Below are 4825 nucleotides of genomic sequence, written 5' to 3'. Positions count from 1 at the left end.
GCTCAGCCGGACATATCGCTCGTCAACATCCCAGAACCCCGGCTGCCCGCGCATCTATGCCTCCTGATCCCGTCGAGACCGATGGAATCATGAAACGCCCAGCCACGCGAGGTTTTTCGAGGTGTCCAACTCTATGATTTGGTCATTCATTGATTTCATCAGTAATTTTTCTAATTTCTTCCGAAAAATCCCATGCGCACTCGATCAACGGCTTCGGATCTTCTACATAATTAGATTCTGATAATATAGATTCAAAAAGATAAAACATAGAAATTACGCATGACTTACTTATATAAGGTTTTTCTTGATATAGATTTTTGCATTCTCTTAATATAAATATTATTTCTTCTTTTTTGTTGAGATTAATTACTTTTTTCTTCCAGAGAATCTTAATTCTCCGATAAAATTAATTACGGCATTATTTAACTTTTCATCAATATCATTCATTTTAGCAACTCGATAGCGTCTTTTGGAACATTTTGATATATACTATATTCGTCTTGCCATATTGAATAATGATACCCTGGCCGACTCCTGCTTGCTTGCCAGCGGGCGCCGTCAGCCCAGGCGATCTGCCCGTCCAGATGCAGCGGCGCCTCGGCCACCATCCGGTCGCCGTCCCATAGGACGAAGGGACAGATCAACTCTTAAGTAATTGTAATATTTTTTCTTTTAATAAATTTAGAAAAAATCTATTTTCTTTATCCGTTAAATACGGAGAATATTCTATTCCGCGACTCCAAAAAAAATTGAATCTATATTTTCTGAAGAATTGATGGCAGATTCTATTTCTAAAACAACTTTTGATAAAATAATGTTATATTTGTTATCCGAAATTATGAGATCTATAGCATCATTTGGATTTTGAAAATCCAGATCAAAATCCTGATTTAGATACGGCGATATTAAGTCAACAAGATTTTTGTATAATTGCCTCATCGTGTCGGATATCCTGTATGAATTCTGTATCCTGTTGACATAGTTGGATCGCGCCGAATTATAAATAAAGCGTTCGATGATGGTGTCGATGCTGATTGACCCCTTAGCATCGTCCGGCCAACCGGAGAACCATATGAGTGCTTTATCGTAATCTGGTTATTGCTGCCCTGCAAAAAATTTTTGATGACAATCGGATTCGCATCCACCGCTTCTGCCGCAGATCTTTCCGCAGTTGCTCGATCTGTGAACGTCGAACTACCTGATATTTTCGGATCGGCTTGAAGGCCGCTAGCTAGCTCGGCATCGGTTTTCCCCACATGCCTTTGCAAGAGATGACCGCCCGCGTTCTCATGAGCTTGCAAACCACCTCCCGGGGCCAGCCGACTCAACCCCAGCGGATCGGTCCAAACCGTCGGGTTCTGCACATAAGCCTGCGGCCGATCCCCTCCGGCGAGGCCGATGGGGTCGGGGCTGGTGTAGTGGCCGGTCAGGGGATCGTAGTGCCGGTGGCGGTTGTAGTACAGACCCGTCTCGGCGTCCTCGTACTGGCCCGGAAACCGCCACGGGCAGGCCAGCGCGTCCGGCGCGCGGGCGTGGGCGGGCTTCATGGCGAGGGCGCCACGCACCTCCACCGCCCGCACCGCGCCCCAGACGTGATGGTCCGCCGCCCACACCAGCCGGCCCCGCGCGTCGAACATCTCCTTCGGCGTGCCGAGCGGGTCGGTGACCACCGCCAGCATTTCGCCGCCGGGCAGCTCTTTCGCCAGGAGCCTGTGCGTTTCCTCCTCGAAGTGCCAGCGGACGCCGTCAGCCCAGGCGATCCGCCCGTCCAGATGCAGCGGCGCCTCGGCCACCATACCGCTAACTAAGGAGCATCGATAAAACGCTTAGTCCATACTATTATAATACTTATACTCAATCAATTTTCATATTTATTTTTTATAAAAGTATATTTCTAAAACTATAATTTTATTTCCTGAAATTTTCTATATCAAATATATAATCTGATGAAAATCCGGATTTACCACTAAGATCCCAACCTATCCTTCGATTATCCCACTCATATTTACCGTTCCTTCTTGATCTTGAGCTTTCATTTTATAAAACAATCTGTAACCGCCCGTTACTTGACGACGCCCTCTAAAAATATAAAAATGGAGACCATCATCATCTTGGAATTGATGCATAAATTCCAGAGGATCACCAGCTTCATAAGCCCAGTCAGGCTCAAACACCCACTCTGGTTTTTTGGTCATAAATGTATATTTAGGTTTGACGAAATCGTTAAACCATCTTTCTTGGTCTTCCGGATTTTCTTTAGTGTATTCGCCGTAAACCTTTTCTATAAAATCATTGCTTGCCCTTGCATCGCACTTATTCATAACAAAATTATATAATTCAGATTTAAACCTTCCAAAAGGACTGTTTATTTGTGCAGAAATTTCCTTTCCTTTTTGGCGAAATTTCTCGCGCAGTTCATCGCCTCTAGACATCTTTGAATCCTTCCGATCATGGCCAAGAGTTTGTGCCGCGCTTTATGCCGATCAAATCATATCCAGTATGGCGGAACGGGTCCATACCTTCGTGCCCCCAGGGAGTTGTAGGAACCAGATTCCAGTCTTCATTCGCACGGGCACTTCCTCCCCGCTGTGTGAGTGAGCGATGGTGAAGCTCCATTGAGACATCACGTTCGACGATTGCGCCCGTTCGACGATTTCGAACCACGATGGTCATCCTCGGCGCCGCACCCTCTGCCATCAGATCGATGTTGTCAGGTGAATATTTTCCCGAGGGATTCGCTCGTTCTTGTTCACCCACCCGCCGCCAATAATTTGCTCTCGCGGTACTCCAATTCGCGGGCGCTGTAGGTTCCGGCCGCTGGTAATTCGCCCTCGCATCTAACCCCAGCGGATCCACCCACACTGTGGGGTTGGGCACATAGGCCTGGGGCCGGTCGCCGCCGGCGAGACCGATCGGGTCGGGGCTGGCGTAGTGGCCGGTCAGGGGATCGTAGTGCCGGTGGCGGTTGTAGTATAGCCCCGTCTCGGCATCCTCGTACTGGCCCGGAAACCGCCACGGGCAGGCCAGCGCGTCGGGCGCGCGGGCGTGGGCGGGCTTCATGGCGAGGGCGCCACGCACCTCCACCGCCCGCACCGCGCCCCAGACGTGATGGTCCGCCGCCCACACCAGATGCCCGCGCGCGTCGAACATCTCCTTCGGCGTGCCGAGCGGGTCGGTGACCACGGCCAGCATCTCGCCGCCGGGCAGCTCCTTGGCCAGGAGCCTGTGCGATTCTTCCTCGAAGTGCCAGCGGACGCCGTCAGCCCAAGCGATCTGCCGTCCAGATGCAGCGGCGCCTCGGCCACCATCCGGTCGCCGTCCCAAAGATACGCCGTGCCGACCTCAGGCGAGCGGTCCGGCGGCGCTCACCATGGATTGTCCCTCTGTCTAATCTCTCTATCTAGCAAAATGGGTCATTTTAATTTAGCCCATATCGATCCATATATTTTATTATGTAACTCGCCGCCCTTCCATCTGGACCAAAGAATTTATGAAATATCTCTCGTACGCGATCATATTTTCCCATATATAAATAAATTATCAGGCAATCCTTACTCTCCATCCACCGCTCCTCTGAAGCATAAAGTTCTGCTAGATTTTCTATATATTTATAATTATCATATATCTCTTTTGACTCTGAATTACACAATTCAATAAAATATTCATAATCTTGGTTATCATAGATGATTCGCTTCCTTGTCGCGACCAAAGGGAGGCTATCCCATCCTCGGAGCTGAGAACTGATAGGGATTTTAAAACCGCGAAATAAGCCTATATCCGGAGGATCGACATTATTATATTGATGGATAAAATTCGCAAACTCATTTAATTCGACATTGTGGAAACTGAGATCTGCATTAAGTATACCTTTCGGTACAGGATATCTTCCACGCTCAATAGTGGCACTAACAATATACCTCTTTTCATTATCCATAAATTTATATAATTGATAGCCGTTTTTTTTTCCATCCTCTTTGCGAAAATGCATCAATAAAGGCCTCTCGATCAGGATCCTTTTTCTTCGTCATGGTACCGAAACTCCAGGGGTCAAACGCTCATAGCTTATTCCAGGAAACGTCTGAGTTGTGTTCGCACCAGGAATACCAACGGCGTTCTTGCCGGTGAAACTAAATGGTTGCTGGCTTTCTATCATTCGTTGAAGCTGCCTTTGTCTGAGGTGGTCCCGGTTTCCCGGACAGGCAGACGGCTGAGTTAAGCTTGGTTCCTGTGGTTGGTCATGCCGCCAGTCTGATGAATCCGGCGCCCTCATGGACCTCGGCGGGCGTTTTGCCGCCATGGGTCGAATGAGGACGGTCGGCGTTGTAGTAGGTCATCCACTTCGCGAGACCGGCCCGCGCCTCGGAGTCCAGGGCTCAGATTGTCTCGTCCACTCTTGGCTTCGACAACGTAACGAACCTTACCTTCGCGCACGACAATCATGTCAGCATAGCTGACGATCTCTCCATCCGCATTGCGGACGGTGACGTTCTGGAACACCTGATCGCCTTTGGCTCTGAAGCCATCAGCCAGCTGCTGCTCGAATACCTTGCCAGGCCCGGCCAGGTTCTGGCCGTTCTTGTTGAGAAATCTTCCCTGCGCATCGCGAGCCTGCAAGCCATAGATATCAACCTCGGCCGCCGGGTTCTGCACATAAGCCTGCGGCCGGTCGCCTCCTTCGAGGCCGATGGGGTCTGGGGAGGTGTAGTGGCCGGTCAGGGGATCGTAGTGCCGGTGGCGGTTGTAGTATAGCCCTGTCTCGGCGTCCTCGTACTGGCCCGGAAACCGCCACGGGCAGGCCAGCGCGTCGGGCGGCCGGGCGTGGGCC

General features: G+C 50.0%; 4 protein-coding genes and 2 pseudogenes. All 6 read right to left on the bottom strand.

Annotated features, from left to right (window positions below):
* Positions 1-935: 935 nt before the first annotated feature.
* Positions 936-1796, bottom strand: coding sequence for an RNase A-like domain-containing protein (locus SMD10_RS24895; protein ID WP_331688422.1), 861 nt, complete (start codon positions 1794-1796; stop codon positions 936-938).
* Between the two features lie 183 nt (positions 1797-1979).
* Positions 1980-2432 (bottom strand): hypothetical protein, encoded by a 453-nt coding sequence (locus SMD10_RS24890; protein WP_331688421.1) that lies wholly within the window; start codon positions 2430-2432, stop codon positions 1980-1982.
* A gap of 16 nt (positions 2433-2448) precedes the next feature.
* Positions 2449-3192, bottom strand: a complete 744-nt coding sequence (locus SMD10_RS24885; RefSeq protein ID WP_331688420.1) for an RHS repeat-associated core domain-containing protein — start codon at positions 3190-3192, stop codon at positions 2449-2451.
* Positions 3193-3418: 226 nt separating this feature from the next.
* Positions 3419-3988, bottom strand: a complete 570-nt coding sequence (locus SMD10_RS24880) for a hypothetical protein (protein WP_331688419.1) — start codon at positions 3986-3988, stop codon at positions 3419-3421.
* Between the two features lie 247 nt (positions 3989-4235).
* Positions 4236-4364 (bottom strand): annotated as a pseudogene (locus SMD10_RS24875) (integrase core domain-containing protein); the annotation flags it as partial.
* A gap of 307 nt (positions 4365-4671) precedes the next feature.
* Positions 4672-4800: pseudogene (locus tag SMD10_RS24870) on the bottom strand (RHS repeat-associated core domain-containing protein); the annotation flags it as partial.
* Positions 4801-4825 lie beyond the last annotated feature (25 nt).

Source organism: Consotaella aegiceratis (assembly GCF_036541425.1).
GTDB classification, from domain to species: domain Bacteria; phylum Pseudomonadota; class Alphaproteobacteria; order Rhizobiales; family Rhizobiaceae; genus Consotaella; species Consotaella aegiceratis.
Note: the sequence above shows the minus strand (reverse complement) of the source record. Positions and strands in the feature narration are given on the sequence as shown.